This window comes from Enterococcus lactis (genome assembly GCF_015751045.1).
Classification (GTDB): Bacteria; Bacillota; Bacilli; order Lactobacillales; family Enterococcaceae; genus Enterococcus_B; species Enterococcus_B lactis.
Genome location: NZ_BNJW01000050.1, coordinates 1 through 4,092, shown reverse-complemented (window position 1 = coordinate 4,092; position 4,092 = coordinate 1). Strand labels below are relative to the sequence as shown.

3 protein-coding genes and 1 pseudogene are annotated in these 4,092 nt (G+C 35.5%); all 4 read left to right on the top strand.

The window, feature by feature from the left end; translation table 11 throughout:
* Window positions 1-144: 144 nt before the first annotated feature.
* A pseudogene (locus KFO35_RS13790) lies at window positions 145-567 on the top strand (hypothetical protein); the annotation flags it as partial.
* Between the two features lie 450 nt (window positions 568-1,017).
* Window positions 1,018-1,956, top strand: coding sequence for a 2-dehydropantoate 2-reductase (locus tag KFO35_RS13785; protein ID WP_002291914.1), 939 nt, complete (start codon window positions 1,018-1,020; stop codon window positions 1,954-1,956).
* A 12-nt stretch (window positions 1,957-1,968) separates the two neighbouring features.
* Window positions 1,969-3,021, top strand: coding sequence for a PTS sugar transporter subunit IIC (locus tag KFO35_RS13780; RefSeq protein WP_002316133.1), 1,053 nt, complete (start codon window positions 1,969-1,971; stop codon window positions 3,019-3,021).
* Window positions 3,022-3,286: 265 nt separating this feature from the next.
* Entirely contained in the window at window positions 3,287-3,922 is a 636-nt protein-coding gene (locus KFO35_RS13775; RefSeq protein WP_002294761.1) for a DUF998 domain-containing protein, read from the top strand.
* Window positions 3,923-4,092 lie beyond the last annotated feature (170 nt).

Genomic DNA, 4,092 nt, shown 5'->3' with positions numbered 1-4,092 from the left:
TTCCAGCTAAGTAAAGATTGACGATTTGTTGCTTGAATTCTTGTGAAAAAGTTCTTCGTGTTCTCTTAGACATAAAAATTCCTCCTGGTATATTTTCTTCTAGTCTACACACCTTAATTTTTCTGTCTAGTTAATTGTAGCCTATCCAAACTTTTGTTAAATAAGAGTGAGATAGGTAATAGAGATCAATATATTAGAGCTAAAGGGCAAGAAATAATTGATTCATTAGGTGAAATGAGGCCATACAATTATTTGTATGTAACACATAGAGCTGATGGAATGGTCATTACTGTGGGGAAATCTTCTTCTAATGATATTTTTTTAGATGGAGATCTTTTTTATCAACTCAATACAAATCACTTGTCTGGCACTGAAAATATAATTTTAAGGACGGAATATGGCAATGAAATATTTGCAAAATATGATGAGATTTTAAAAAATTATTTGGACTGGGCTTGGATGATTCCGGTTGAGTCAGGAGATGCTAAGAAACTGGAGAGATTATTGGGCGATGAACTAATTAATAAAAAAGTACCAATTTTAAATTATTATTCCCATAGACAATAAAAGGCTATTTTTCATGATAATACTAGTTATAACTGTAAAAATGGAAGAAAATCTGGGAAAGAAGTTTTTAAATAAGTGTATTGTTCGATTTTAATAAATAATAAGCAATACCATCCGTCTGTGTTGCGCAACATCGTACTACAATGAATATTTTTTCACAAAAAGAAAATCATCCATCGAATGAATGGAAGGTTTTAGTATACACGAGGTTAATGCCCCCTCTTTTATAATCAGAGGAGTGAGGTTTTTTCTATGAATGTTTCTATTTTCTTATTGCTAGTCTAGTTTCTCTTACGATAAAATTGGGATTCTATTCCAGTTTTTATTGATTTGCTGATAAAATAACTTGAATGGTGGATATAAACATGATAAATAAGAGAAGAATAACAAAACGAGGTTGTGAAAAGATTCTCAAATAAGTATAATAGAAAGAAAAAGGAGGAAGAATCAATGAAAATAGCAATTGCAGGCGCTGGCGCAATGGGAAGTCGCTTTGGGTTGATGCTTCACCAAAGTGGGAACGAAGTATTATTAATCGATGGCTGGGCAGAACATGTCCAACAAATCAAAGAACATGGATTACAAGCAAATTTTAATGGTAAAGAGGTAGAAGCAAAACTACCAATCGTTCTTCAATCCGAAGTAGAAAAAGAAGATCAAGTTGATCTGATTATTCTATTTACCAAAGCGATGCAGCTGGAAAAAATGCTGCAGGATATCCAATCATTAATCAAAAAAGATACAGAGGTCTTATGTCTATTAAATGGTATCGGGCATGAAGATATTATTGAGAAATTTGTACCAATGGAAAATATCTATATTGGAAATACCATGTGGACGGCAGGTCTTGAAGGTCCTGGTCAGGTCAAATTATTTGGAAGTGGTTCAGTAGAATTACAAAATTTAGGTGATGGAAAAGAAGCAGCTGCAAAAAAATTAGCAGACAAATTGTCTGAATCAGGATTAAATGCTCATTTTTCTGACAATATTCACTATTCTATTTATCGCAAAGCATGTGTGAACGGAACAATGAACGGACTATGCACAATCTTAGACGTTAATATGGCTGAGCTAGGAAAAACATCGACTGCTCATAAAATGGTGGCGACGATTGTCAATGAGTTTGCCAAAGTAGCAGCAGTAGAGAAGATTGAACTAGATGTCCCAGAAGTCATTGCACATTGTGAATCTTGTTTTGACCCGGAAACAATTGGGTTACATTATCCTTCAATGTATCAAGACTTGATTAAGAACCATCGATTAACAGAAATCGATTATATCAATGGCGCAATTTCTAGAAAAGGGAAGAAATATGGTGTTGCGACGCCTTATTGTGATTTCTTGACTGAGCTTGTCCATGCAAAAGAAGATAGTTTGAACGTAAAATAAAGGAGAGATTGAATGGAAACTTCACAAAAAATATCACCGAAAATTTTTCTGAATAAAGTCCTCGCTGGTACAGCAACAGGAATCATTATTGGATTGATTCCTAATGCAGTATTAGGTGCCATTTTAAAATATTTTAGTGCGTATCCCTTTGCGGTAACGATCGCACAGTTAGCAGTTATTTTTCAACTAGCAACACCTTTGATCATTGGTGGTTTGATTGCCTTACAATTTGGATTTGATCCGATGAGAATGATGGTTGTAGCCGGAGCTTCTTTTGTTGGTTCTGGTGTAGTCAAATTCACACCTGATTTGGGTGAAACGGGTGTTTACGTTGGTGCTGGTACAGGCGATATTATTAATACGATGCTGACAGCATCGATTGCTGTCGGGCTGATTTTACTGATTGGAAATAGTTTTGGGTCAGTGTCGATTGTGTTAACACCGATTGTTGTAGGTGTAGGTGCAGGTTTACTTGGTTTTTATTTATTCCCTTTTGTAACAGCAATTACTTCTGCAATTGGATCATTGATTAATAACTTCACTACCTTACAACCGCTGTTAATGTCTATCTTGATTGGTTGTTCCTTTGCCTTTTTGATTATCTCTCCTATTTCAACAGTAGCAATCGGAATGGCAATCCAACTAGATGGTGTTTCTGCTGGTGCGGCTGCGATGGGCGTAGCTGCAACCACTTTTGTTTTAGTAGTGAACTCTTGGAAGGTTAATAAGTCAGGTGTGACAATTGCGATTGCTTTAGGCGCTATGAAGATGATGATGCCTAATCTATTTAGAAAACCTGTGATTCTTATTCCTTGTTTAGTTAGTGCAGTGATTACAGCTATTCCTGTCGCTCTATTTTCTATTTCAGGTACGCCTGCTTCTGCTGGTTTCGGCGTGGTCGGACTTGTTGGTCCGTTGGCTTCTTTAGATGCAGGGCTAAAGGGCTTTCTTGTTGTTCTTTGTTGGTTAGTCATCCCTGTTTTTGCGGCACTAATTACTCAATTTTTATGCGAGAAAGTATTTAAACTGTATGATCGAGAAGAAGTCTTCAAATTTTTAGGCTAGTAGATTTTACTAAGAAATTTTCAATCAATGGATGCGTAAGTGAGATGTCAACAACATCTGACTTACGTTTTTTTGCCTTTTTGAGTAGGAGATTGATGCTGACAACTGAACTCTTCAGTGCCATTCGATTTTTTAAAATGTAGAAGAAACTCACCTTTATGTTATTGATTGTTCAAAAGGCAACTAGAATAAAAATATGTGTTAAAATGTGAAAAAATTTGATTGTTGGATGTATCGAATAATCACTAAAAAGTAGGGGAAGAAAATGATTTTTTTGCAAAAATATGGTTTTTATTTTTTATTATTAGGTGTGATTAGTGATTTATCGACACCGTATATCCTTGGCCTTTTTTATCCCAAACTGAATCAAATGACTACCGTAATTAGTGTGTTTGGTGACGTAGATAGTCCAGTCAGACGTGCTTTCTTGGTCTGGTCAGTTGTATCTGGACTTTTTTTTGTTCTTTCGTTGCCTGCGTTGTATCACCTATTTGTTGGAACATCAAAAACACTTGCAATACTTGCTGTTGCAACAGTTGGTTTATATGGGATAGGTGATTGTATTTTTACTGGGTTATTCAGTATCAATACGAATGAAAGCTCTTGGAATCTATCGACTTGGATCCATAATATAGGTTCTGGGCTAGGCTATGCAGGCTTTCTACTTTTCCCATTGTTACTTGTTCTGCTTTATCGTCAAAGTGGTCAAGGTACGCTTAGCCATTTTTATCTTGTTTTAACAGTTATTAGTTTACTAATTGCAGGTCTTTACGGATTAGCACGGATTCCGTCGATTAGTCAGTTTGCCTTCTTTAAGCAATTGGGCTTCTTTCAACGATTAAGTTTTTTCTTTAACTATTTGGGTTCTATGATATTTGGTGTCCTTACTCGCCTTGAGTAACAACACCAAATATCATAGAACCCTTCTTTTTTTGTATAGATAAACTGCTTCTATCACTGATCATCGATGTTGTCTAACTGATGTCGCCGAATGCAAGCATTACCTTTGTCAGATTAAAAAATACTCGTTACACTTAATATAGAACGACGAAAGAAAGGATGATCTCAATG

Bases quoted from the DNA above. Each gene is read 5' to 3' on its own strand.
- KFO35_RS13775 (WP_002294761.1), top strand. From the start codon at position 3,287: ATGATTTTTTTGCAAAAATATGGTTTTTATTTTTTATTATTAGGTGTG.
- KFO35_RS13785 (WP_002291914.1), top strand. From the start codon at position 1,018: ATGAAAATAGCAATTGCAGGCGCTGGCGCAATGGGAAGTCGCTTTGGG.
- KFO35_RS13780 (WP_002316133.1), top strand. From the start codon at position 1,969: ATGGAAACTTCACAAAAAATATCACCGAAAATTTTTCTGAATAAAGTC.